This window comes from Flavobacterium sp. GP15, from assembly GCF_014281985.1.
Classification (GTDB): domain Bacteria; phylum Bacteroidota; class Bacteroidia; order Flavobacteriales; family Flavobacteriaceae; genus Flavobacterium; species Flavobacterium pygoscelis.
On sequence record NZ_JACFTC010000006.1, the window covers coordinates 196,839 to 222,957 of the forward strand.

22 protein-coding genes and 1 tRNA gene are annotated in these 26,119 nt (G+C 31.9%); 7 read left to right on the forward strand and 16 right to left on the reverse strand.

What is annotated here, in order from left to right; translation table 11 throughout:
• Nucleotides 1-117: 117 nt before the first annotated feature.
• The 3 genes from H2650_RS13060 (at nucleotide 118) to bshB1 (ending at nucleotide 2,501) form a co-directional block, all read left to right on the forward strand.
• Complete coding sequence (locus H2650_RS13060) at nucleotides 118-555, forward strand: PaaI family thioesterase (RefSeq protein ID WP_188051250.1); 438 nt, start codon at nucleotides 118-120, stop codon at nucleotides 553-555.
• Nucleotides 555-1,613: a chorismate-binding protein gene (locus H2650_RS13065; protein WP_188051251.1), complete on the forward strand. Its 1,059-nt coding sequence runs from the start codon at nucleotides 555-557 to the stop codon at nucleotides 1,611-1,613. Before H2650_RS13060 ends, H2650_RS13065 begins: the two co-directional genes overlap by 1 nt.
• 171 nt (nucleotides 1,614-1,784) lie before the next feature.
• Nucleotides 1,785-2,501, forward strand: a complete 717-nt coding sequence (gene bshB1 / locus H2650_RS13070) for a bacillithiol biosynthesis deacetylase BshB1 (protein WP_188051252.1) — start codon at nucleotides 1,785-1,787, stop codon at nucleotides 2,499-2,501.
• A 199-nt stretch (nucleotides 2,502-2,700) separates the two neighbouring features.
• On the opposite strand, the gene H2650_RS13075 is transcribed toward bshB1, so the two are convergent.
• From H2650_RS13075 to H2650_RS13095, 5 genes are all read right to left on the reverse strand, one after another.
• Nucleotides 2,701-3,099 (reverse strand): heme-binding protein, encoded by a 399-nt coding sequence (locus H2650_RS13075; protein WP_188051253.1) that lies wholly within the window; start codon nucleotides 3,097-3,099, stop codon nucleotides 2,701-2,703.
• Nucleotides 3,100-3,204: 105 nt separating this feature from the next.
• Nucleotides 3,205-4,053: an AraC family transcriptional regulator gene (locus H2650_RS13080; RefSeq protein ID WP_188051254.1), complete on the reverse strand. Its 849-nt coding sequence runs from the start codon at nucleotides 4,051-4,053 to the stop codon at nucleotides 3,205-3,207.
• A gap of 423 nt (nucleotides 4,054-4,476) precedes the next feature.
• The gene (locus H2650_RS13085) at nucleotides 4,477-6,102 is read right to left on the reverse strand and encodes a GMC oxidoreductase (protein WP_188051255.1); all 1,626 of its coding nucleotides are present in this window, start codon (nucleotides 6,100-6,102) and stop codon (nucleotides 4,477-4,479) included.
• Between the two features lie 478 nt (nucleotides 6,103-6,580).
• Nucleotides 6,581-7,960: an exonuclease domain-containing protein gene (locus H2650_RS13090; RefSeq protein ID WP_188051256.1), complete on the reverse strand. Its 1,380-nt coding sequence runs from the start codon at nucleotides 7,958-7,960 to the stop codon at nucleotides 6,581-6,583.
• A gap of 65 nt (nucleotides 7,961-8,025) precedes the next feature.
• Nucleotides 8,026-8,802 carry a helix-turn-helix domain-containing protein gene (locus tag H2650_RS13095; protein WP_188051257.1) on the reverse strand — a complete coding sequence of 259 codons (777 nt, stop codon included), beginning with the start codon at nucleotides 8,800-8,802 and terminating at the stop codon, nucleotides 8,026-8,028.
• Between the two features lie 437 nt (nucleotides 8,803-9,239).
• Here H2650_RS13095 and H2650_RS13100 point away from each other — a divergent pair.
• Nucleotides 9,240-9,315 (forward strand) — tRNA-His (locus H2650_RS13100).
• 381 nt (nucleotides 9,316-9,696) lie between these two features.
• On the opposite strand, the gene H2650_RS13105 is transcribed toward H2650_RS13100, so the two are convergent.
• The 5 genes from H2650_RS13105 to H2650_RS13125 all read right to left on the reverse strand — a co-directional run bounded on the left by H2650_RS13105 (nucleotide 9,697) and on the right by H2650_RS13125 (nucleotide 15,422).
• On the reverse strand, nucleotides 9,697-10,710 hold the full coding sequence (locus H2650_RS13105) for a M28 family peptidase (RefSeq protein WP_188051258.1): 1,014 nt from the start codon (nucleotides 10,708-10,710) through the stop codon (nucleotides 9,697-9,699).
• A 269-nt stretch (nucleotides 10,711-10,979) separates the two neighbouring features.
• Complete coding sequence (locus H2650_RS13110; RefSeq protein WP_188051259.1) at nucleotides 10,980-11,750, reverse strand: dienelactone hydrolase family protein; 771 nt, start codon at nucleotides 11,748-11,750, stop codon at nucleotides 10,980-10,982.
• A gap of 114 nt (nucleotides 11,751-11,864) precedes the next feature.
• Nucleotides 11,865-14,066: a penicillin acylase family protein gene (locus H2650_RS13115; RefSeq protein WP_188051260.1), complete on the reverse strand. Its 2,202-nt coding sequence runs from the start codon at nucleotides 14,064-14,066 to the stop codon at nucleotides 11,865-11,867.
• A 1-nt stretch (nucleotide 14,067) separates the two neighbouring features.
• On the reverse strand, nucleotides 14,068-14,931 hold the full coding sequence (locus H2650_RS13120) for a cyanophycinase (protein WP_188051261.1): 864 nt from the start codon (nucleotides 14,929-14,931) through the stop codon (nucleotides 14,068-14,070).
• A 38-nt stretch (nucleotides 14,932-14,969) separates the two neighbouring features.
• Nucleotides 14,970-15,422, reverse strand: a complete 453-nt coding sequence (locus H2650_RS13125) for an Lrp/AsnC family transcriptional regulator (protein ID WP_188051262.1) — start codon at nucleotides 15,420-15,422, stop codon at nucleotides 14,970-14,972.
• Between the two features lie 230 nt (nucleotides 15,423-15,652).
• On the opposite strand from H2650_RS13125, the gene rocD reads away from it, so the two are divergent.
• Both rocD and rocF read left to right on the forward strand, forming a co-directional pair.
• Nucleotides 15,653-16,936: an ornithine--oxo-acid transaminase gene (gene rocD, locus H2650_RS13130; protein ID WP_188051263.1), complete on the forward strand. Its 1,284-nt coding sequence runs from the start codon at nucleotides 15,653-15,655 to the stop codon at nucleotides 16,934-16,936.
• 8 nt (nucleotides 16,937-16,944) lie between these two features.
• Nucleotides 16,945-17,904 (forward strand): arginase, encoded by a 960-nt coding sequence (rocF, locus tag H2650_RS13135; RefSeq protein WP_188051264.1) that lies wholly within the window; start codon nucleotides 16,945-16,947, stop codon nucleotides 17,902-17,904.
• Between the two features lie 113 nt (nucleotides 17,905-18,017).
• Here the strand turns inward: rocF and H2650_RS13140 are convergent, their stop codons facing one another.
• The 6 genes from H2650_RS13140 to H2650_RS13165 all read right to left on the reverse strand — a co-directional run bounded on the left by H2650_RS13140 (nucleotide 18,018) and on the right by H2650_RS13165 (nucleotide 25,180).
• The gene (locus H2650_RS13140) at nucleotides 18,018-19,373 is read right to left on the reverse strand and encodes a RagB/SusD family nutrient uptake outer membrane protein (RefSeq protein ID WP_188051265.1); all 1,356 of its coding nucleotides are present in this window, start codon (nucleotides 19,371-19,373) and stop codon (nucleotides 18,018-18,020) included.
• Between the two features lie 10 nt (nucleotides 19,374-19,383).
• Complete coding sequence (locus H2650_RS13145; RefSeq protein WP_188051266.1) at nucleotides 19,384-22,401, reverse strand: TonB-dependent receptor; 3,018 nt, start codon at nucleotides 22,399-22,401, stop codon at nucleotides 19,384-19,386.
• A 392-nt stretch (nucleotides 22,402-22,793) separates the two neighbouring features.
• Nucleotides 22,794-23,831 (reverse strand): ACR3 family arsenite efflux transporter, encoded by a 1,038-nt coding sequence (gene arsB, locus H2650_RS13150; protein ID WP_188051267.1) that lies wholly within the window; start codon nucleotides 23,829-23,831, stop codon nucleotides 22,794-22,796.
• Nucleotides 23,832-23,998: 167 nt separating this feature from the next.
• A complete protein-coding gene (locus H2650_RS13155; protein ID WP_188051268.1) occupies nucleotides 23,999-24,469 on the reverse strand; it encodes a DUF6428 family protein in 471 nt (156 codons plus the stop codon).
• A 19-nt stretch (nucleotides 24,470-24,488) separates the two neighbouring features.
• Nucleotides 24,489-24,821, reverse strand: coding sequence for a helix-turn-helix transcriptional regulator (locus H2650_RS13160; RefSeq protein ID WP_188051269.1), 333 nt, complete (start codon nucleotides 24,819-24,821; stop codon nucleotides 24,489-24,491).
• A 98-nt stretch (nucleotides 24,822-24,919) separates the two neighbouring features.
• The gene (locus H2650_RS13165; RefSeq protein ID WP_188051270.1) at nucleotides 24,920-25,180 is read right to left on the reverse strand and encodes a heavy-metal-associated domain-containing protein; all 261 of its coding nucleotides are present in this window, start codon (nucleotides 25,178-25,180) and stop codon (nucleotides 24,920-24,922) included.
• Between the two features lie 154 nt (nucleotides 25,181-25,334).
• Here H2650_RS13165 and H2650_RS13170 point away from each other — a divergent pair, with 154 nt between their 5' ends.
• Entirely contained in the window at nucleotides 25,335-25,691 is a 357-nt protein-coding gene (locus H2650_RS13170) for a hypothetical protein (protein ID WP_188051271.1), read from the forward strand.
• The last annotated feature ends 428 nt before the right edge of the window (nucleotides 25,692-26,119 follow it).

Sequence of the window (26,119 nt, forward strand, 5' to 3'; positions counted from 1 at the left end):
TTGAGTTTGTTTTTTTTGTAAAAATAGGTAAAATCTATATTGAAATTAGAATAACAAATATAATTGGAGTCTTCAACCATATCTTTTAATTAATTTTACCAATTAAAATACTGTAACATGACTTTTGACAAAGAAAAAATACTTAATTATTGTAATCTTATTTCTGAAAATACATTAATGAGAACGCTCAATATTACTTACACTGACGCAGGAGAAGATTTTTTAGTAGCTACAATGCCCGTAACACCAGCGGTACATCAACCAGTTGGATTATTACACGGTGGTGCCTCAGTAGCATTGGCGGAAAGTGTTGGAAGCGCTGCTTCGATGCTGTTTGTAAATCCAGAAGTGAGTGAAGTGCGCGGAATAGAAATATCAGCGAATCATTTAAAAGCAAAACGCAACGGAATTGTTACTGCAACTGCCAAAATTGTTCATAAAGGACGTAGCATTCACTTATGGGAAATAAGAATTACTGACGAAAGCAATAATCTAATTTCACTATGTAAATTAACCAATATGATTTTACCAAAAAGAAAAAGTGAAGATAAATAATGGAAACAATTGAAAGCAAAATTCAGAATCAACTGGAGAAAAATCTTCCTTTCGTTTTGTATTCTAAACCCAATTCACAAGAAGTAGCCGTTTTTTTACAACATAACGATTCTGTTTTTGAAATCAATGATTTTGGAGAAAAAGGGTTTGTTTTGGCTAGCTTTGATGGATCAAAAACTTATTTAATTCCTGAAAATGAATCCGAAATAGCACATTTTGTTTTGGATAAAAAAGAAATTCAGTTTTCTCCCAAAAAAGATACTCTACTAAATGCTGTTGCAAAAAAAGATTTTGAAATCTTAGTAGCAAAAGGGGTTCAAGCTATAAAAGAAGAGCATTTCAAAAAAGTTGTTTTATCTCGAACGGAGCAAGTCGAAGTTACTAATTTTGATATGTTCGAAACTTTTAAAAAATTAGTAAATCTTTATCCTACTGCTTTTGTGTATTGTTTTTATCATCCAAAAATTGGAAATTGGATTGGTGCTACTCCTGAACAATTATTAAAAGTAAGTGAAAATAAATTGGGAACTATTTCATTAGCCGGTACGCAAAAAGATACTGGTTCGTATGAAATTATTTGGGGAGAAAAAGAAAAAGAAGAGCAGCAGTTTGTGACTGATTATCTGGTTGAAAGGCTTAAAAATGTAGCTTCGGCTGTACAATTTACCAAACCTTATAGCATCAAAGCAGGGACAATATGGCATATTAAAACGGATGTATCAGGAGTGCTGAATTCAGATTCAAGTTTAGAAAAAGTCATAAAATTATTGCATCCAACACCAGCAGTTTGTGGTTTGCCAAAAGAAGTTGCGAAAGAATTTATTTTAAAAAATGAACCTTACGATAGGAGTTTTTACACTGGATTTTTGGGTGAATTAAATTGTAGTTTTGCAAAAGGAACTATAAGTTCTGATTTGTTTGTAAATTTACGTTGTATGCAAATAAAGGATTCACAAGCTCATTTATATATAGGCTGTGGCATTACAAAAGATAGTAATCCTGAAAAAGAGTGGGAGGAAAGTGTTAATAAATCTATGACAATGAAAAAGGTGTTGTAATTTATTGGATTCTCTTTTTTTATGGATCTAAATGATACTGATTTGCAACGAATTTTGAAATATTTCAGATAGAGATTCTAATAATTAACTACTATTATTCCTTGAAAATTGGTTTGATTAATTGCTGAAAAATAATTCTTGAATAGAAAATTATATATTAAAAATTAAATTATGAAATTAGATATATTAGCTTTTGGAGCACATCCCGATGATGTAGAATTAGGTTGCGCCGGAACTATTTTAAAAGAAATTTCCTTAGGAAAAAAAGTTGGAATCGTTGATTTGACACGCGGTGAATTAGGAACACGTGGTTCTGCTGCTATTCGGGATCAAGAGGCAAATGCTGCTGCAAAAATTCTGGGAGTGGTAGCGCGAGAAAATTTAGAAATGCGAGATGGTTTTTTTGTGAATGATGAAAAGCATCAATTGGAAATTATCAAAATGATTCGAAAATACCAACCTGAAATTGTATTGTGTAATGCTATCGATGACCGACATATTGATCACGGCAAAGGAAGTAAGTTAGTTTCTAACGCTTGTTTTTTATCTGGTTTGATGAAAATAGAAACTGAATTAGATGGAGAACAGCAAAAAGCATGGCGACCAAAAATTGTATATCATTATATTCAATGGAAAAATATTGAACCCGATTTTGTCGTAGATATAACTGGTTTTACAGATAAAAAGATTGAAGCAATTTTGGCCTACAGCTCTCAATTTTACGACCCTAATTCAAAAGAAGCTGAATCGCCAATTACGAGTAAAAACTTTTTAGAAAGTTTAAATTATCGTTCAAGAGATTTAGGAAGACTTTCTGGAGTAGAGCATGCCGAAGGTTTTACAGTTGAAAGATATGTAGCGGTAAATAGCTTATCCGACTTAAAGTAAAGTTTATTTTGATTTGTAGCTTACGATTGTGAACTGTTTCTGAGCTTAAAAAAGTATTTAATATTCATTAGATAGTATATTTTTAGAAACATTATAGAAAATGATACTAATGAATATTTTATAAAAGCTTCATTTCTTCTTTATAGAGAGAATTAAAAAAAAGGAGTATAATTAAATTTAATTATACTCCTTTTTTTATTTAGATTGCTAATGCGCCAGCTTCGGCCACTGCATGATCATTTTCAACAGAACTTCCGCTCACTCCAATTGCTCCAATAATTTCTCCATGTGCATTTTTTATTGGAATTCCACCTGGAAATGTAATTAATCCGTTGTTTGAATGTTCGATATTAAATAGGGAACCTCCAGGTTGAGATAATTCTCCTATAATCCCAGTATTCATATCAAAAAAACGAGCTGTTTTTGCTTTTTTTATAGAAATATCAAGAGATCCTAACCAAGCGCCGTCCATTCTTGCAAATGCTACTAAATTTGCTCCAGAATCTACTATTGCAATGTTCATTTTTGTATCAATTGCTTTAGATTTTTGTTGGGCTGCTACAATTGCTTTTTCAGCTTGTGCTAATGTAATGTTCATATTATATGTGTTTTAAATGTTAGTTTAATAACACAAATTTAAGTTTAAAGCATCTAAAATCGCTTACTGTTTTAGTTCAATAACTTATGATATAAGGTCAAATTTTTAAAAAGCTTTACGAGAAAGTTGACTTGGGTTATATCCAAATTTATTTTTGAAAGCTATGCTAAAGTTGGACAGATTATTGTAACCAAAATCTAAATAAATATCTGATGGTTTTAATTCTCCTTGCTCTAAAATTTCTTTTGCTTTTTGTAGTCTTTTTTCCAATAGCCATTTTCCAGGTGCCATATTGTATTCACTACTAAAACGACGTTTGAAAGTAGATAAGCTTATGTTGCATAAAAATGCAATTTCTTCTAATTTTAAATTTGAATGTACTTTACTTTCAACAATTTTTTTAAATGTTGAGGTCTCCCCAACGATCAGAGAGTAGAGATAGGATTCAAATGGTTTTCCATATTTTTGTAATAGGTAAAGCATTAATTCTTCAAATTTTATAGAAAGTAAGTTTTCCATGAAAATTGTAGGTGCTTGACTAATGGTTGATAAAGAATTGAGATATGAAAGTATATAATCATCATTCTTAATAATAAAAAATGGTTTTTCATCATTTCTAATTCCCTGATTTAAAGTGTGGTTTTCTAAGAATTCTTGAAGTTTTTTTTCAGAAAAAAAGAGAAGTTTGCAGTTATAAATAGCTTCATTATCTAGTAATTCTGTCCAAAGCCAATTCCCTTTTTTTAATAACAATGATTGCTCTTTATTTACACCGACTGATATTCCTGCAAAGTGAACTTGCTTTTTTCCTACTTGTAAAAAACTAAACATATTCATACCTAAATTGACTTTGATTTTAACGATTTCGCTTGTCATTTTGAAATCGTAAACAAATAGGTCAGGAGTTCCTTTTTTGTTTTTAAGATAAATTTCAGGTATGTTTTCTATAGACATCCAGATTTTTTTTAGAGTTTATTTAATCTTGATTATGTTTTTTCAAAAATAGTTTTTTTTGATTTCAAAAACTTTAAATCCCAATAAGAAACATTTATAGCTAGTACGATCAATTGCTATTATTACTTTTTTTCAAATCATTAATTAGAGGAGGAAATTCTAAACGATGTCAAGATAGGCTTCAGCAATTCTTAACATGAGATTAGTTTTATTATTAAAAGTAAATAAACTTGGATTTAGTTAGCTAATAATTTAAGTTTTTATCATGGACTTTATATCAAAACAAACCCTAACTATTTTTTATAATTAGGGTTTCAAAGTATTTGATTAAATTTTATAAGCTCAACTATCTATTTATAAATAGTTGATTTAAAATATTGTTAACTTGAAATTTAATTCAGATAATCATTATTTTAAATTGTATCATTTAGTGCTAACAGAATAATCATTTTTAATGATTTCTTTCATGCAATATTCTGCAATAGCAGTGATAGTAAGAAAAGGATTCACTCCAATACTAGCGGGTACTAATGCGCCATCGGTTATGTATAAATTCTTGTAACCTTTTACTCTTCCATACAAATCGGTTGTTTTACCAAGAACTGCTCCTCCTAAAGGATGATAACAAATATCCGGTCCGTAGGCTCCTTTCCAGAGTAATCCAGCTGGAGTTCCGCCATTTGCTTTATTCATTTTTTTTATAAAATATTTGGCATTTTCAACGGTATGTTTATAGTTCTTCTTTTCCCAATTAATTTGAATGTCATTAACAGTTGGATCATAAGAAATAGTTCCTGGAGTAGGCACTTTATTAATTACTAAATATAATGCGGTATAAACTTCGACGCCCATTGGCAAAGGAGATATTTCTGCAAAGAAAGAATGTTCTTTATCCTCCCAATTATCAATACCTGAAACAGGAATTGTAGATTGTTTAGAGCCTGTACCCGTAGTGTGATTTGTGTTTGTAGCTTCATTTTCTACGCGATTAAAAAGCGTATTTACCATGTTTCTACCCGTCATAATGTTGCCATTATTTCCCCAATCGCTACCCAAGCTAGCATCAAAATTGGTCATTTTTCCTTTATACCTAGAAGTCAATAATAATTTAGTAGTACCAATGCTTCCTGCATTCAAAAAAAGATTTTTACAATTGATGGTTTTCTTGGCTACTACTAATCCTTCCGTATCAATTACGTCAACAAAAACTGAATATCCATTTTCTGTTTCCTGAAAATAGTCAACACGATGAAGGTCATTAATATGCAATAATCCCGTCTGAATTGCTTTTTTTAAATATGTTTTTTCAAGACTTTGTTTTCCATGATTGTTACCATAAATTACTTCTTTTGCCAAAGCAGATTTTGGTACTTCATCCGCTTCCTCTTTTTTCATATAATCAAAAGAATATACATTGGGAACTCTAACCGTATCAAAACCTGCTTTATGAGCTTCACTTTCTCCAACTCGAGCAAACTTATAATAAGGAGTCTGTGCATAATAATCTTCAGGAATTTCATTAACTTGAAGTTCTTTTTTTGCTAATGGGAAATAATTATCCCAGAATTCATCGACATTCAAATTAGGAAATATTTCTTTAAAGTATGATTTTTTAGGTTGCACCGCCATTCCACCATTTACTAAAGAACCACCACCAACTCCGCGTCCTGCATATACTTTTATATTCTCATAATCCATTCGGTCGAGAACTCCTGTAAATTTTTTATTAAAGTGAGCGATATTCATCATTGGCGCTTGTGTGGATTTTTTTAGCCAAGTAGAATTATTTTTAGGAGTAATCAAATTAGAAAAAGGTTTGTATTTACCACCATCTTTTTCCCAATCTAATCCCATTTCTAGCATTACTACTTTTTTGCCTGCTTGAGTAAGTCGTAAAGCCGCAACTGCTCCGCCGTAACCAGAGCCAATTACTAAGTTCTCTACATTTTCTTCAGTATTTTTCATCTTTAAATTTATTCCAAAAGTATTAGAGGCAATAATCCCTGCACCAGTTGCTGAGGTTATTTTTATAAATGTTCTTCTTTTCAAAATGTTGCTTTTTAACGCTACTTTAAAGTAGCTATTTATTTTTAAATCTGTTCTTGTAAAACAAAAACTATTCCACTCTAAGTATCTTAAAACCTTACGTATTTTTGTAAAAGAATGAATAATGAACTTTCTCTATAGTTCTTCCAGCTCTTTTAGTCTTAAATCACAAATATGTTCTGGAATAGTTGATAAATTTTAAAATCATTAAATATTTTTATATCCTATAATTTAATTAGTCTAAAGTAATTAAATGTAATTATTATATGTATTAAAATAAGTAATAATTCTTAAGATCACTTTGTTTTTTTACTTTTTATGAAAGGAATTGGATTTTTTTTTTGATAATCAAAGTGTATTTTAAATCGTTTTCTATTAAAAAGAGATTTTGTTTGCTTTAATAGGTTTTAGAACATTCAAAAGGTTAAGCACTATTTTGAATTTGTATTTATGTATGAAAAAAAATATTTTAATATTCCTTTCATTCTGAATCAGCTTGAAAAAAAAGAATTTTACTGGGATATTTTAAAGCGAATGCATTTATAATTTGCATTATGTATTGATTAGAAGGGTATCGTGTAATATGATCTTTAACGTAAGACAGATCTGAAATGGGATTGTCAGAAGGCAAATAGCCCATGCCATAAAAATGTCCTTTTTCTATCCAAATACAACTTAATTCCTCTTTGTTTCGACCTTTGTCAATAATAGCAAAACTAGGTCTACTGTTTAAATAAGAGTCTAGTGCTATTTGAATCTGTTCATTGTGAGATTCAATTTCAGGCCAAATAGCAGTATCATTTTGCAATGAAAAAACACCATCTGACATACTTCCGTATTTACAAAATCGTTGATCTATTTCAAACTTTTCGGCTAATTCACGAAGTAAATTAATTCCGGGATAAATCGCGTCAAACGTTTCTATACAGTTTTGGTTTTTAGCCAACTTACTTATGGCTAAATAACGGTATCCATTTCTAGCTTCGTATTCTAAAAGTCCATATTTAGGTTCAAAACGTTTTAATGCTTTATTATGAATAGGCCATAAATCTTTAATTTCTGTACATTCAAGGATGAGTGCTATCAGTTCGGTACCGCAAACTTCAAAAGTAATTGCGTAAATGTCACGCAAGAAATTCTGTCTTTGAGGAGTGATTTTATGACCACTAAAATGGGAGGAAACTCTTTTTTTTAAATTGATTGCTTTTCCAACATATACTACCTTTTTTTGCTCGTTATAAAAATAGTAAATACCAATTTTTTCTGGTAATTGATCAAAGTCTTCTCTTGGTAAATTAGGAGGTAACCTTTGATCCTGTGAGGTCTTCTGAATCATTTTATCTATTTCATGTTCCGAATCCCATGCTAATAAATTAGAAAATAAAATAGCCGTAGCGTCTGCATCGCCCCCAGCACGATGTCGGTTTTCTAAATCTATTTCTAAAGATTTACAAAGCCTTCCTAAACTGTATGAAGGCAATCCGGGTTTGATCTTACGTGCAGCTCTTACAGTACAGAGTTTTTTAGCGGTCCACTTAATACCCGATTTTTCTAATTCGTGTCGGATAAAAGAATAATCAAAATTGACATTATGTGCTACAAAAATACGATTGGATAGCATTTCAAAAACGGTATCCGAAATCATTTCAAAAATGGGTGCATCACTAACCATTTCATTAGTAATTCCTGTGAGTGCAAAAATAGCTGGCGGAATCTCTTTCTCTGGATTTATAAGTGTTTCCCATCGTTCAATTACTTTTTCGCCATCATGAATAAGAATTGCTATTTCGGTGATTCTGCTATGACTTGCATTTCCACCTGTGGTTTCAATATCTACTATTGCGTATTCTTGCTTTTTCATTTTTATAATAGGGGAATTGCTCTCTTGTTTACACGGAGTAAAACTCTTAGCCTTAACTTTGTTAATTAATTTTTTAGAACCATATTCTTCTTTAGATCAGTGATCTCATTTTTAATTTCTACAAACATATTTTTTATAGAATCACTTTCTAAAGCTTCATTTCTTTTGTCAGATCTAGCGATGCTGCATTGGTATTCCCAGATTTCTAATATGTCTGAAGCTTTGACTTCGTAGGGCGGATAAAAAAAATTGTCGGAAGCAACTACCAAGGTGTCATTCCTGTTTTTATTTAGCCTTTTATAGACCATTCCTTCCGATCGTGTGATAATGATATATGTTTTGCCACCTAAAACTTCTCCTAATTGCTCTAAGTAGCGTCCTACAATAATATCACCATCTTGAAGCGGTGGCATTGAATCTCCTTCTACAGGAAAACCTCTGTATTTACCAACACCTAAAAACGGTAAAGATATTTGCTGTAATTGTTCGATGTATTCTGGATCTGCGTATCCATTTAAGTATCCTGCTTTTACTTTTTGGGTTACGACTTCGATGCAGTTTTCGCCCATTTGATCTACTTGAATTGGTAGAATCAGTCGGTTATTTTCTAATTTTAATAAATCATTTACATCAATTTCACGCACATCAACGGATAGTAATAAGTCAATACTAATATGATAATAATGAGCAATTTTTTTCAGAATTTCATAACGAGGCTCAGAGGTTCCATCTTCATACTTTACATAGCGGCCACGAGTAATCATAAGGCTCTCAGCTACTTTGTCTTGTGAAATTTTATATTTCACTCTTAATGCTCTAATATTATCAGAAAATAATGACATAACGAATTTGTTATAATTTGTAACAACAAATGTAGTTATAAATGTTATTATTTGTACTAAATTTAATTGTTAAAAAATGATATTTAATTTTCTTAACATAAGATTTTCAATGCTTAACATTATTGAAAATTGATTTACTGTATATTATCCTATTCATTATTGGTAGGAGGATAATGAAAGTATTTTTGAAGTGTTTGTGTTTATGTGTTGTAAAATATAGTAGTAGAACGAATTGTATTTGGAGTCATTATTATTAATTCTTAAATCAAAATTTAAGCATCGTGATGTACTTTCAATAATTCGAAAAAAAAAAATATATCTAAAAATATTTGGTAGTCAATGCCTTAGCATATTTAGTAAAAAATAGATTGAAATTTTTGAAAAAATTATTTGCAGAAGTGAACTTATGTTGTATCTTTGCCACCGCTAAGCATTATGGTGGTTGTAGCTCAGTTGGTTAGAGCATCGGTTTGTGGTACCGAGGGTCGCGGGTTCGAGCCCCGTCTCCCACCCAGAAAGTAAAAGCCTCTCAGAAATGAGAGGCTTTTTTTGTGCCATAAAGTTTCGTATTAAAAAAGCCTTGAATTGCTTCAAGGCTTTGATTATTTTGAATGTAAGCTTTTTTAGTTTTTAGAAAATCATAAATCTGAATGATAGCTATTAAATTTTTTTGTTTTTGAAATAGTACTACTGACAAACAGAAAAACTTATTTGTTAAGTTAAAATCTAAGAATTTATAAACAGACTTTTTTCTACTTTTTTTTTGCACAAGGGATTGTAGTGAAAATCCTTTTTATGCGGAGGAAAGGAGCATAAAAAGATTGTAGCGAAAAGCCCGACCTTATAACCACTTGCCGATCGTTCGGGAAGTGGTTATAAGGAGGTGCCCAAATATTACTTTTTATCTACAACGGGTCTATTTTCTCTATTAGCCAATTCCCATGCGGTTACGAAAGCAAATTGTGCTCTTTTGGCTAAGGCATCATATTCAATTTTATCTGGAGTATCGGTGTGTTTATGGTAATCTGCATGCACTCCGTTGAAAAGAAAAACAGAAGGAATTCCGAATTTGGCAAAATTATAGTGATCTGATCTTTCGTAAAAATGGTTTGGATCTTTTGGATCATTATATTTATAATCTAAATTTAGCTTTGTGTATTTTGCGTTTGCTTCAGCACAAATTTTATCTAAATCAGTAGATAAGCGATCGGCACCGATTACATATACGTAATTATTGGTATCGGGATGGGCATCATCACGGCGACCAATCATATCGATATTAATATCGGCTATTGTATTTGGTAATGGGAACAAGGGGTTTTCAGAGTAATATCTTGAACCGTGCAAGCCGTGTTCCTCGCCAGTTACGTGAAGAAAAAGTATAGAACGTTTTGGACCATGACCTTCTTTTTTTGCTAATTGAAAGGCTTGCGCTATTTCTAGTAAAGCTACTGTTCCTGAGCCATCATCATCTGCACCGTTATAAACTTTGCCGTTTTTTACACCTACGTGATCGTAATGCGCAGAAATAACTAAAACTTCGTCTGGCTTTTCTGATCCTTCTATGTAGGCCCAAATATTTTCAGAATCGGGAAGGTTCTCGTTTCGTTTGGCATTTAGGAAAGCAGCTGGTATTTTTTGATAAAAATCAGAAGCCTTTGCAGGGTATGAGATTCCATCTTTTTTGTATTGATCAATAAGATAAATACCTGCTTTTTTCTGACCTGCTGAACCTGTTTCGCGACCTTCCATTTCATCTGAAGCTACGATATATAAATGTGTTTTTAGTTCGTCAGCGGTAATTGTATTCATATACTTGGTAGGATCAGTATGAGCTACGCTATTTTTTTGAGAGGTACAGCTTAAACTTAAAATAGCAAACAGACTTAATAATGGGATTTTTTTCATTTCTTTTTTATAAATTGATAAATATGTAAACGGCAAAAGGTAAAAATAGGAATAAATATATTTAAAACTCCTTCTGGTAGTTTTTTTTTATAGGTGGTTTAGTAACATAATAGGCTAATTTATAAATTTGGTAACAAGAAATCCTTCTTTGTTAGGTTTGCTTTTAGATATAAAAAAAAGCAGTACAAATTGTTTGATTTTGCTATTTAAATTTCTTTAACTAACTAAAAAAAACAATTTTTACTGCCTTAAAAAAAGAGTTTTAACTACTATTTCAAAACATCTTTTAGAAACGATTTCATACGTTCCCAAGATCTTGTAGCTGCTTTTTCATTGTAAGCTGCTCCTGAAGATTTATCGTTTCCTGCTTCTGGCTCTGTAAAAGCGTGTACTGCATCGGCATAATAAATCATTTCCCAATCTGCCTTAGTATCTCTCATTTCTTGTTGAAAAGCTGTGATTTCTGCAACGGGCTCGTAAGGATCATCAGCACCATGTAATACTAAAACTCTAGTCGTTATTGGATTGTTGACGCGAGAAGCATCACGTCCTAAACCTCCGTGAAAAGAAACTACTCCTTGTGCTTTTATTCCTGCTCTCGCTACTTCGAGCGCTCCTGTTCCTCCAAAACAATAACCTATTACTACAATATTATCAGCATTGGCCCCTGATTTTACTAATTGGTCTAAAGCTAATTGAATGCGTCTTTGGTAATCAGTCACATTAGCTTTGTAAAAACCAGCTTGTTTTCCGGCTTCTTGTGTATTTGTTGGGTAGTTTCCTTCACCGTAAATGTCTGCGATAAAGGCATAATAACCTAATTTTGAAAGTTTTTCTGCTGATCTTTTCGAGTGTGCATCAATCCCTTTCCAGGCCGGTAAAATTAAAATTCCAGGCTTAGTTTTACTTCCTTTTACGGGAGCAATTGAAAATCCATCTAATTTTTGATTTCCATCATTGTATTTTACTGTCTTCAATTGTGCGAAGGATAAGTTAGAAATTAAAAACAAACCTAATAAGGCAAATAGTGATTTTTTCATATTTTTTTTGAGTTTTTTTATTACTACTAAATTCTACATTTAATTGCTGTTGTAATTCACACTTTTATTTTTTTAATTTATATAAGTATTTTTAAAACTTATAGTAAATAAATATTATTGTCCTGGATGATATGTTCGCTCTGCATTTTTTTGCACATCTTCCTTGTAGAATAAAACCTCTTTGAATTTTCCTTCTCGATAGCTTTCTGCTTGATCGTAAAAATGTTTTGATTTAGGATCACTACTATTACCTCCGGCTAACAATGATTTTGCTTTTATTTTTGGTCCAAATTCTACCGCACACACAAAACTGTTTCCGTTGGTTCCATATCGTTTTTTAGTGTCCTTTTGAAAAGCACTTTTGAAAGCAGGCAAACTACCCCATATTGCTGGACCATATCCAATAGGTAAACTAGGAATGCTATCATTATAAACGAGTTCAATATCTCCTGAATTTCTTTGAAAACGATTCATTTCTCCCCAAGGAATTTGCCATGTTCCAAACTTAATTGTCAGCTCTTTTATAACCAGCTGTAGCTGTGGAATGAGTTGTTCTGGAACTGCATTTTTTGCAAAATTATGTGTGTTTTCTACTTGATCCATTTGACCTTCATCGACATATACTTTTTGAATAATCGGATCTAATTTATAAGCCCATTCTATTGCTAATGTACTTGCGATAGAGTTTTCGTGGGTGTAATAATCCCATTTTTTTAATAGATTTATAGGTTCAATTAATTCGGAATAAAGAGGATCGTTACTTTTGATGTTTTTTTCAAAAGCAGAAAGTAATGCTGGAATTAAAACTTCGAAAGCGGTTAGCTTTGTGTCATAACCGTCAGCAATTATTTTGTCTAAAGTATAATCTTTACCCTTACTCAGTAGACGAACTGCATTTAAACCTCTAAAGCTTTCTCCATCAGGAGCCATGTACGGCAAGTAGTTTTCTTTTTTTGGACTATTTTCTCCAGCTACAGAATAAGGTGTGGAGTTGCAATTTTGTAACCAACCATTAGTAGGATTATAGGAATGTACCGTTTCAGAAACATTATGTAATCCTTTCCATTGCGTTGCTGGGGTAGTCCCGTCCATGACTTTTGACCAATTTAGTTTTTTATCCCGTATGGGAATAAAATTACCATGCCAATAAGCAATATTTCCTTCTTTGTCTGCATAAACTGTATTATTAGATGTATTTGCTTTAAGATCCATAGCTTTTTTATACTCCTCAAATCCCTTTGCTTTGGTGCGTACCCAACTTTGTTCCAGACTTTTCATCGAGCGGTTATTCGATTTTAAACTGATCCATTTCCCATCTCTTTTGGCCATTATTGGACCGTGATTGGTATAATAGGTTTTAAAAGTTTTAGGAATTAATTGTCCGTTTTCTAAGTATTTTATAATAATCATTTTTTCGATTACGGGCAGTAACTTGTTATCGTATTCGTAAAATAATTTATTGTTTTTGGTAACTATGTTCTCTGCATACATATCGGCTACATCTACATTTGATGAGGTATGCATCCAGCCACAACTTTCGTTGAATCCTTGGTAAATAAAAAATTGTCCCCAAGTTACAGCGCCATAAGCATTCAATCCTTCTTCGCTACTCATTTGTATTTCTGGTCTAAAATAAAAAGTAGTGTGTGGATTTATATATAAAATAGCATTACCAGATGCTGTTTTTGAAGGGGCAATTGCAAATCCGTTGGAACCGGTTTGTACGTTTTTTTCTCTTTCGACGTAAGCAACTTTGTCTGTATTTCCAGAATAAAAACTTTTCAATTCTCCAGTAGTAAGATCAGCGGTACTAATAGCACCAATGCTACCATCTGTCCAAAGCAAAGGAAACCATGGCTCAAAATGGGTAAGTAAAGCAGGTTTTACCTCTGGATGTTTGTGTAAATAAAAGTTTATTGCGTCTGCGTAACTATTTAATAATTTTTTTAACCAAGGTGCCGCTCTTTTATAATCTGCTTTGGCTTCTTCTGTGTCAATTAAAAGTTTTATTTCTAAATCATTATACAAAACAGATTGTCCTTTGAGCTCAGAAAGGCGTCCTAGTTTTTCGATATAATTCATTTCTACCCTTTTGAAATCATCTTCGCATTGCGCATATAACATTCCAAATACTGCATCGGCATCTGTTTTTCCGTAAACATGAGCAATTCCCCAATTGTCTCTAATTATGCTGACTTGTTGAGCGATTTTTTCTAATCTTTTAATTTCTTTACTATTTGACTTTTGTGAAAAAGTAGCGACACTAAAAGAAAAAACTAAAACTAATAACGGTAAATGTTCTTTTAAAAACTTCATTTTATTTGATTTTAAATTTTTGACCTTCCGTATAGACACCCATTTCTAAACTTTTGATACTCACTAAATTTTCTTTTTTGGATTTGCTTATTCCCACAGGATTTTTTACCACTATGACTTCACTTTCTCCAGCAATTTCAATTTCTTTGTTGCGTACAATTAAGGCGGTACTTTCATCGATACCAATTCCGATGTGATCTGGAAATTCAACCAATGCAGATAACAATCTATTGTAGCGACTTCTCTTTAGAAAATGTTGATCGATAATTACATTTTTTACTAAACCTAAGCCTACAGTGGTTTCTAGATTATCATACCGAATGTTGTTAAAAGTTTCAGTGTATTTTAATTCTAATTTTTGATTTCCTGTAATCATGTGTTCGCACATTACCGCAGCTCCTGCACTAGTGCCAGCAATTGTGCTTCCGTTTTGATAAGCTTTGTGAATGGCATCGTAAACAGGAGTATTTTTGACTACATTCATAAAACGAGTTTGATCTCCACCACTTATAAATATTAATTTTGCATGCTGTAAGGAATCATTCAGCGCTTTATTATTTACGGTGTTTTTATCAAAATTCAGCATAATAATAGGATTGGAAACCAGTTTTTGGAACTGGTCTTTAAAATAAATATAAGCGCTATCAGGTTCTTCACTAGACATGGGCAATACTACTACATAATCTTTTTTCTTTAAATCTGTAATTTTGATTAATTGTGTCATCAAAGCGTCAGATCGATTACCGCCACCAATAATGAATAATTTACCTTTTGAATTTTGTGCAGACACGGTGTTGTAAGATAAAAACACAAGTAGAGCCATACAAAATTTTATAAAATAATTGGAATGTAATAGTTTTTTCATTGGTGGTTTTTTGGTTGGTTGTAAAGTAAAATAGTATTTTAGAGCGATACATTCCTTTTAAAGGCACATCCTAATTCAATAATTGAATCTGTTTTGGCAATACCAGGAATATTATCTATTTTTTCATAGAGAATTTTGCGCATGTGCTCATGATCTTTGGCAATTATTTTTATGTATAAAGTAAAAGATCCAGTAATATAATAACACTCGGTAATTTCAGGGACTTTTTTTAATTCTTCTATAATTCTATTAGAATCTTGGTCTTTATTCAAGGTAATACCGGTGAAGGAACCCCAGTCATAACCCACTTTTTTTTCGTTAATTACGGGTTTAATACCCGTTAGAATCCCCTGTTCAGTAAGTCTATTAATACGATGGTGAACCATTGTATTAGAAATCTTTAAATTAGAAGCAATTGCTGAGTAGGCCATTCTTCCATCTTTTTCTAATTCTTTAATAATGTTAATATCAAATTCGTCTAATATATCCATGTTTTATAACTCTAAATTTAAGTATTTATGTAGCTATAAATGTACAGATTATATTTGTTTTTTAAAGATATGTTGAAGTGGATTTACTATATTTAAAATGACTAAATTTTTATATATTTAAAATAAATAGTAATGTTTTTTTTATTTTAAAAAGTCAAAATTAATATAATGATTGGCATATTGAAAAATAGTACTATTTTTGTGTTTTATTATATAAAAATCCAAATATCATGACACACATAGAACAAAATCTTTCTTCGAAATCTGAAGCATTGATAGCAAAAGAGAACCAATATGGAGCTCACAATTACCACCCTTTACCAGTAGTTTTAGAAAGAGGAGAAGGTGTATATGTTTGGGATGTAGATGGAAAGAAATATTATGATTTTTTATCCGCTTATTCTGCTGTAAATCAAGGTCATTGTCATCCAAAAATTGTTGGTGCAATGATGAAGCAAGCACAAACTTTGGCATTGACTTCTCGTGCTTTTCATAATGATCAGTTAGGACCTTATGAAGAGTATGTGACTAATTACTTTAATTTTGATAAGGTATTACCCATGAATACCGGTGCCGAAGCGGTTGAAACTGCACTGAAATTATGTAGAAAATGGGCTTATGAGGTAAAAGGAATTCCTGAAAATGAAGCACAAATTATTGTTTGTGAAAATAATTTTCACGGAAGAACCACTACCATTATTTCGTTTTCTAATGATGAAAGTGCCCGAAAAAACTTTGGACCATTCACAGCGGGATTTATTAAGATACCTTACGATGATGCAGAGGCTTTAGAGCAGGTATTAAAATCAACAAAAAATATCGCTGGTTTTTTAGTAGAACCAATTCAAGGAGAAGCAGGTGTTTATGTTCCAACAGAAGGTTACTTAGCAAAAGCAAAAGCACTGTGCGAGGAACATAACGTTTTATTTATTGCCGATGAAGTGCAAACTGGAATTGCACGTACGGGAAGATTATTGGCAACTTGTGGAAATTGTGATTGCCAGAATGGTTGTGAAAATAAACCTGAGGTAAAACCCGATATTCTTATTTTAGGAAAAGCAATTTCTGGCGGTGTTTATCCCGTTTCTGCAGTCTTAGCGAATGATGCTATTATGAATGTTATTAAACCAGGACAACACGGATCTACTTTTGGAGGAAATCCTATTGCAGCAGCAGTAGCCATTGCAGCACTAGAAGTAGTGAAAGAAGAAAATTTGGCAAAAAATGCACAATATTTAGGGGAAGTTTTAAGAAAAGGGCTTAATGAAATTGCTTCTAGAAATCCATTAATCACATTGGTTAGAGGAAAAGGATTGCTAAATGCGATAGTTGTAAACTGCGATGAGGAGTCTGATTTAGCATGGGATATTTGTATGAAGTTTAGCGAATACGGATTATTAGCTAAACCAACACACGGTAATAAAATTAGATTTGCACCGCCATTAGTTATTACTGAATCTCAGATTCACGAATGTTTAGGTATTATTGAAAGAGCATTAAATGATTTTAAATAATTGTGCTGATGGACAAAGTTATAAAGTTAATAAAAAACAGATCGGATATTGGTGCTGGAACTCGGGGATCTGATTTGGGTATTGATGCAATTGAAATAGCAGCTATTAATAAAAATAGTAATTATTTTAATCAATATAAATTTGATGATGTAAAGACCCATAATCAATCTATCTATGATAAAAACAAAAGTTCTTTTGCAAAAAGAATTGAGCACGTAGTAGAACAGTGTACGAGAGTTAGCAATGCGGTAAAAGAAAATTTGGAAGAAAATAATTTTCCAATTGTTTTATCAGGTGATCATTCGTCGGCTTTGGGTACTATAAGCGGTATAAAGGCTGCATATCCCGAAAAAACTATAGGTGTTTTTTGGATTGATGCTCACGCAGACTTGCATTCACCATATACTTCTCCATCTGGAAATATTCACGGTATGCCATTGTCAGCAGCACTTTCTGAGGATAATTTAACTTCGGCAAATACAAATAATGTGGCTCCTGAAACGCAACAGCATTGGGAAAACATGAAAAATATAGGTTGTAAAGGACCTAAAATAACTGCAGAAAATTTGATTTATTTTGGTGTTCGCGACACAGAAGAAGAAGAGGATAAGCAAATAGAAAAATTACAAATCAAAAACTATAAAGTAGAGGAAGTACGTTATAGAGGTTTACAAAATTGTGTAGCAGAAGCATTAGCAAAATTAGAAAAATGTGACGTTTTTTATATTTCATTTGATGTGGATTCGATGGATTGTGATATGATTTCTTATGGAACAGGAACTCCTGTGCCTAAAGGATTTGATCACCTTGAAATTATTGCTATTATTAATCAAATTATAGAAACAAAAAAAGTGGTTTGTGTCGAATTTGTTGAAGTGAATCCTTTACTAGATACAAAAGGGAATAAAATGGCTGAAATTGCTTTCGAAGTTTTAGAAGGCATCACGGAGACCATTAAATTGAATTAAAATATTAAACGGATTTTTTAGATAAATAAAAACCCCTTAAACAATTGCTTTAAGGGGTTTTTATTTTAAATGGTTCCCGTCGTAGAATTCATTTTTATTTTAAATGATATTTTTTAATACCCATCATTTTGAACTAAATTTTTATTTACATCTCTTTCTCTTAAAGGGATTGGTAAAACAAGGTTGTTTGCATTATAAGCAAGAGAGCCTATGTTTTGTTTTAATCTTTTTGCGTCAAACAAAGCAAATCCTTCAAAGGAAAGTTCTCTTTTTCTTTCCATTAGAATAGTGGCTAAGTCAACCGAATTAAACAAACTGGCAGTAGCGCGTTCCCTTAATAGGTTAATATCGTCTACAGGAGAAAGACCTATTGAAGTACCCTCTCTAAAATTGGATTCAGCACGAATTAAATGCATTTCGGCTAACCTTAGAAAAGGAATATTACCGTACTGGTTTTTCCATTTTGTGGTACACCAGTTATCTGCTTCGTAGAAGAATTTAGAACGTTGATCATTAGAGTCATCATAAATATCCCAATGTTGGTTTTCAATACTAATGTCTGGATTTCCAGAGCGCCCCCCAAAATCTGAACCAGCCCAAAATACATTATAATCATTCGAGCTTGCATCTTGACTGCTTACTTGCCAAGCAAATAAATCCTCGGTTGAATTTTCGGAATTATTAAATACTTTTGAATACGAATTAGCCAAAACCGAACCACTATCGATAATTACTATATTAGCCATATTGCGAGCATTTACATAATCTCCTTGTTGCAAATATACACGTGCCAAAAGTGCCGCTACGCTATATTTTGTTGCATATACACCATTGGTTGCCGGTAATAAGGTGTAAGCATCTTTTAAATCAGCAAGTACTTGTTTATAGACTTCATCTACAGTGTTTCTAGAAGGATAAGTGATTTTAGCGGGATCTAAAATAGGCTCTAATATAATAGGAACACCAAGTTGATTGTTTGCTGTACCCGCTACGTAGGGCTTGCCAAACAAACGGACTAAATCGAAATAAACCAAACCTCTAAGAAATTTTGCTTCCCCTTTTGCTACGTCCTTATCAGCTGCATTGGTGAAAACTGCTAAATTATCCAGTACTACATTAGTCTGATTGCTTATTTTGTATGCTCTTAACCACATACTTTCTACAAAACTATTATCTGTTAATATGGCTTTTTCATCATATTGAGAAGGTTGTACATAAGTACCGTCCCAATAAAGGTCACCATCATTAGCTAATAATTCTGATGCCAATGCAATTCCGCCTCCATATAAGGCACTTGATCTAGCATCTCCGTAAGCATTATTCAAAATTTTCTGAATATTCGACGGAGTTTTAATAGCCATATCAGTTGTTATCGCTTGTTCAGGACTGATAGTAAGATTGTCATCACATGCTACAAAAGTGAGTACTAGAAAGGCTACTAAAATTATTTTATAGTTATCTTTTTTCATGTCTAATTTATTAAAGGTCAATATTTAATCCAATAATTATCGTTTTTGCCGAAGGTGCTGAATAAAATGCAATCCCTTTTTGAATGTTTGAATCTCCATTATTATCATAAGATGATTCAGGATCGTATCCTTTATAATTGGTAAAAGTTAAAAGATTAACTCCCGTCATGTACAAACGAATTCTATCTATACCTAATTTTTGAATCATTGTTTTAGGTAAGGTGTATCCAAAGGATAGGTTTCTTAAACGCACAAAATCAGTTTTTTCTAAATAACGAGTAGAGGCTTGATCTCCATTACTACGGCCCCATCTTGCTTGGGGTACATTAGTAATATCACCAGGTTTTTGCCATCTGTTCATTTGATCTGTGGTTTGATTGTCTTTGTATCTAGCATTACTAGATTGAAATTTCCCAGCTTCGTTATACATAGAGGCACCCCATTCTCCCTGAAAAGTAAATGAAAAGTCAAAATTATTAAATAACACAGTATTTGTTAATCCGGTCATTAATGTCGGGTAGGGATTTCCTGAAATTACCCTTTGAGCATCACTATAATTTTTTGTAGTGGATTTGTCTAATGAGCCATCATTATTTAAACTATTTTTATAAAATAATGCATCTCCATTTGCAGGATCTACACCAGCATATTCTACTAAATAAAAAGAGGAAATAGTTTCTCCAACTCTTACGATGTTTTGACCAGAAACGATATCGCCACCAGGTAAATTAGTTACTTTATTATCTAATGTTGCTAGATTCAAAGAGGATTTCCAGGTTAATTTATCGGTTTTGATGTTGGTCGTATTTAACACAAATTCAAAACCCTTATTAGTTAAAGATCCCACGTTACGTGTTAGAGAACTCCATCCAGAGGTACCTGGCAAAGGCTCGTTTAACAACAGATCATTTGTTTTTTTTACGTAATAGTCAATTTCACCTGAAATTCTATTATTCAAAAAAGCAAAATCAAGTCCAGCATCTACTTGGTTGGTTTTTTCCCACTTTAAATCTTGATTTACCAATTGATATGGATTTATTGCAGACTGTTTATTATAAGAAGATCCGTTAAAAAGACCTAAACTGGCAAAATTTCCTATACCTGCATTTCCAGTAACTCCAAAACTTCCTCTTAATTTTAATAAATTAATAAAATTACTGTCTTTTAAAAAATCTTCTTGAGACATAATCCAACCAACAGAAGCCGCTGGAAATACGCCGTAGCGATTTGCTGCTCCAAAACGAGAAGATCCATCATAACGTAAACTTCCTTTTATTAGATATTTATCTAAAATAGAAAAGGTTGCTCTTCCGAAATAAGAAAGAAAGTTGTACTTAGTTCTACTAGATGAACCTGCTGTAATTTCTGCAGCACTTTCTACAGTTTGAAGATCATCTGAGGCAAAACCAGTTCCAGCAACATATTGTCTTTTTCGACTGCTTTCTTCAAAACTCATTCCCACAACTAAATCTAGTTTGTAGTCTTCTTTAAAAGTTTTATTGTAATTAAAATAATTATTAATACTATACTTATCCGATTGAATAGCATTGGCATCAGCATAACCATTTGTTGAAGCAGATTCGGTTAAACTTCCTGCGAAATATTCTTCGGTTTGATTGTTGTTGTCGTATCCTAATTCAGTTCTAAAACTTAATTCTGGAATTATTTTATACTCTGCATAGGAATTCATTAATGTTCTAAAAATATTAGCATCCCAACTTCCGTTGTATTGTTGCATCAAAAAGTTATAATACAAAGTAGTTTGATTATTGGGAGTAACACCATCATCAAGATATGCAGGCGCTAATGGAGTTTGCGCAACTGCTTGTAATGGAGTAGTAAAGGAATTATCAGATCCTATTCTGATAATTTTTGTTTTACTCAAACTCGTATTTAGACCAACTCTTAATTTTTCAGAGACTTTATGGTCTAAATTTCCTCTATAAGAATAGCGGTCCATACTATTTCCTCGAACAATTCCCTCTGTTTTATTATAAGCCCCAGAGAGAAAAAATACAGTTTTACTATCTCCACCCGAAATAGAGAAAGTATGATCCTGAACAGATCCTTTTACTAATGCTAAGTCTTGCCAATCAGTATCAACCTGACCAGTTCTCCAATCTTTCCCGTTAGAGTATCCATCAAACACTCCACCTGGCTCCGTCAACCACAAATCATTTGCTCCATATCTATTAGCAGATGCTTCTGTGTAGAGTTCTATATATTGTGCGGCATTAAGCCATTTCATTTTATGAGTTGCTTCGCTCCAACCTGCTGAGGTATTTATAGCTATTTTTGTATTGCCTGATTTACCTTGTTTAGTTGTAATTAAAACCACTCCATTTGTTCCTCTTGCTCCGTATATAGCTGCTGAAGAGGCATCTTTTAAAATCTCAACAGATTCAATATCATTCGGATTCAAAGAAATTAATGGGTTGATAGGTGCAGATGATCCGCTCTCATTATCGTTTATGAGGGGCATTCCATCAATTACGTACAAAGGTTCTTGAGACGAAGAAATACTAGACACACCTCTTACTCTCATTTTAACACCACCTTCTACTTTACCATTAATCTGTGTGATTTGAACACCAGCTAATTTCCCGACCATTGCATTCTGAAAATTGGCAACTGGAACGTTTTCCATGTCCTTTGCAGTGACACGCGCAATGTTATCTGTTAATTTTTTCTTGCTTTGTGTTCCGTAGCCAACGACAAAAACGGTATCCAATTGGTTTGAATTATCTTCTAGTTTTACACTCATTCCTGCAGATGCTGCAATTTCGAGTGTTTTCATACCAACGAAACTAACAATTAAGATTTGACCTTTTTTAGTGTTTACAGTAAAATTACCATCAAGATCAGTTTGAGTTGTTATGTTCGATCCTTTTACTATAATATTGGCACCCGGAATAGGGAGTCCACTCCTGTCTGTGACTTTGCCTGAAAACCTACTTTCTTGAGCAAATGTTAATTGCATAATAAATACAATTACAATACTCAAAAAATATTTGAATTTAATTCTCATTTTTGGTTTATTTAAGATTAGTTGTATCAAATATCTAAATAAAATGTTAAATAAAAATAGTTTTTTGTAAAAATTGTTAAATAAATATGTTTTAAGTCTTTTTTTTATTTTATAATTAGTTTTTTTGGTTAAAAATGATATTAGTTATATGTTGTAGCGGATTTTGTAACCTAAGATTAGGCTTAAATTGAGAAAGTCTGATAATAAACAATATTGTATTTGCTTATAATCAGACTTTAAAGGTGGAAATGAATTATTATATTAAGATAACTTTAAAATAATGATTAGTATGGAACTCATTAAAATTCGGAATTACAACTATAATTTTAGTCTCCTTTTTATTTAGTTAGTATAAAAAAACTGGTAAAATTTTATATGATGTAAATGAAAATTTAATACAATTTTCTCTTTAACCAAAAAGCAACATTTACCAAAAGGATTAGAGCTGGAACTTCTACTAATGGCCCTATAACTCCTGCAAATGCTTGCCCACTGTTGATTCCAAAAACTCCAATTGAAACAGCAATGGCAAGTTCAAAATTATTTCCAGCAGCAGTAAATGAAAGTGCAACACTGTCTCTGTAGTCAGCTCCAATCTTTTTTGAAACTAGAAACATCAACAAAAACATTATTGTAAAGAAAATTATTAATGGTATTGCAACTCGTACAACATCCATTGGTAAGTCAACAATCATCTCTCCTTTTAAACTAAACATAATTACAATTGTAAAAAGTAAGGCTAATAAAGTAATAGGTGATACGAATGGAACAAATTTTTGATCAAACCACTTTTTGCCCATAAACCTCTGAATGCAATAGCGACTTAATACAGCGAATGCAAATGGTAATCCTAGATAAATACCTACTGTGGTAGCAATTTGCGCAATTGTTATGTTCAGCGCTAAACCTTTTACGTCAAATAAAGGTAACATAACTTCTAGATAGAAATAGGCGTATAAACTAAAAAAGAAAACTTGAATTAAACTATTTATACCAATTAGGCCGGCAGTTAGTTCTCTATTTCCCTCTGCTAATTCATTCCATACAATAACCATTGCGATGCAAGGGGCAATTCCAATAATTATTAAGCCAGTCATGTATTCTGGATAATCTCTTAAGAAGAAAGTAGCTAATAAAAACATTAAAAATGGACCAATTATCCATGTAATTAGAAATGAAGAGGCTAATAATTTTGGTTTTTCAAAGATTAATGTAATTTTCGAAAAATCGATTTTAGTTAATGGAGGATACATCATCAAAATTAACCCAATTGCTAAAGGGATATTTGTCGTACCGCTAGAAAAAGAATTAATGAAAGTGCTACTCGATGGTATAAAATAACCAATTGAAATACCAATTATCATCGCGATAAATATCCAAACAGTTAGGTATTTGTCGAGAAATTTTATCCTTTTATTAGATGATTTCATTTTGTTATTTTATTTGGAATAATATAAAGAATATTTCAGTGTTAGTTTGTAATTATTCGCTCTTTTAGGTTAATTCGCTTCTATTTTTTTAATAATTCAACAAATCTAAAATTTATGATTTGTTGCATTAGGTTATTGAATTCGCCTACATTTTTTAATTTAAAAAATCAGCAACAACTTCCTCCGGGAGTACAACCATTAGGTTGACTTGTGATTTCAGATAATTTTACTTTTGGTTTAGATGTAGGAATACCGCATTGATCTTCGGCTAAACAAGCAGTTTGTTTGTTAATTAAAACAAAAGCTTGTCCATTAAAACCCAAATCATATTTTCCAATAGTTTCTGCTTGGTATTCTACTTCAATTTCGTAGTCTTCTATCCCTAAAATCTTTTCTGAAAGTGCAATAATCGATAGTAATTTCTTTGGTTTCAAACGATGATCAACGTCATTTGCATCCCATAATTGGAAATTCGCAACAGTTTCTTTTCTAACTTTACCTCCACAATCAATAAAGTGTTTCGTTATTAGCCCAACTTCGGTCACGTGAAAATGTTCCGGAACAAAGTTACCGTTTGGTAATAAAAAAGCAACATTTTCTAATGTACTTAACGCAGTTTTAATTTCTGATAATTTCATTTTTTTATTACTTTATAAATCAACAACACTGATTTTTGTTTTTTTCTAAATAGGTATTTATATGGTCAAAGAAAATTTTTAATTTACTAAAACCTTCCTCGTTTAAGCAGTAACATATTGTATTTCCTTCAACAGTACCTTTTATAAGCCCTGCATTTTTTAACTCTTTTAGATGCTGAGAAACGGTAGTTTGTGACAAAGGCAGTTGATTTACAATGTCTCCGCAAATACAACTGTCTACTTTTATAAGATGTTGTATAATTGCAATTCTCGCAGGGTGTCCTATTGCTTTAGTCAATGTAGCAATTTGATTTTGTTCTTCAGTAAAACATTCTGATTTAGTTGTTCCCAAGTTTGTATATATTAATATTGCAATATTACGATGTTCAAATAAAAAGGACAAATAATAATTGTATTAATTATTTTTGTCATATGGATTATTTAATTAATTTAAAGTTCAAATAAATCCTTTGGAATAGCGTGAAATCCAACTTCGCGAACTTTATTCTCGATTTCTGTAATAGGAATCATCTTAGTAGTAAAAACGGTAAATTCTCTTGGAAAAATTTCCATGTTCAATACCACTTCCTTGATTCCTTCAAGTTCCAATAGGATCGTCTTGATTTGCAGTAAATCTTTATCTTCCATGGCGTTTGTTCCGAATTTTTTACCATCATTTCCTGGAATTACGTTGTCTGTTATTATGCTCATTTTTTATTGTTTTAAATAGTTGAGAAGTTTAATGCATCTTCAATAGATATTTAAAATTACTTATTTAAATCTTTAAAATGTTATTTTTTTTACTTTTTAATTTGAAAAAAAGACCTAACTTAGTGTATTATAAATCAATATAACCAATAGAAAGATGAATGATAGAGAAAATAAATTGAATTTAGATAAGCAAAAAAATAGAGATAATAAAGTTCCAGATTCTCTTTTGTACCCACCAAGTGAAGATATTTACAACCAATTAAAAAAAGAATCGGACATAGATCCAGAAAACATATCTAAAAACAAAGTACCTGTAGAAATAGGTAATACTGGTGATTTTAACGAAAAGGATTTTAATCAGGATAATTCTGGAGCAGATTTAGATGTTCCAGGCGCTGAGTTGGATGACCAAGCCGAACAAATCGGTAGTGAAGACGAAGAAAATAATTATTACAGTTTAGGAGGAGATGATCACAATGATTTAGATGAAAATACACCTGATACTATTTAATACATTTTTTTAAATCTAATTAATTATCAAATAGTGTTTACAAAAGCCGTTCGTTTCTATTGATTTCCTTTTGGCGTTTCCCATTCTAAAAAAGAGGCTATATCCGAGTTCGGTTATAGCCTCTTTTTTAGAATGGGCCGGGCTATTCGCTTCAAGTCCTCGTCAAGTTCCGTTATACTTCACTTGACTGTGGGCTTTCCGCTGCTATCCCTAACGCGGTTTTGTTTTTCTCAGACGTTTAGAAGAGACAAGACTTAATAACCAAATTTACTATTCTAGATCACAGTCTGCTCAATAGGATTAATACACCTATATATAGGTAAGAAAAAAAACACCTACTTATATATAGGTGTAAAAAACAGCGGTTTTATAAATGGTAGTATTGCTTTACCTATATATAATATAACAATAGCAATCATAGCGCGATT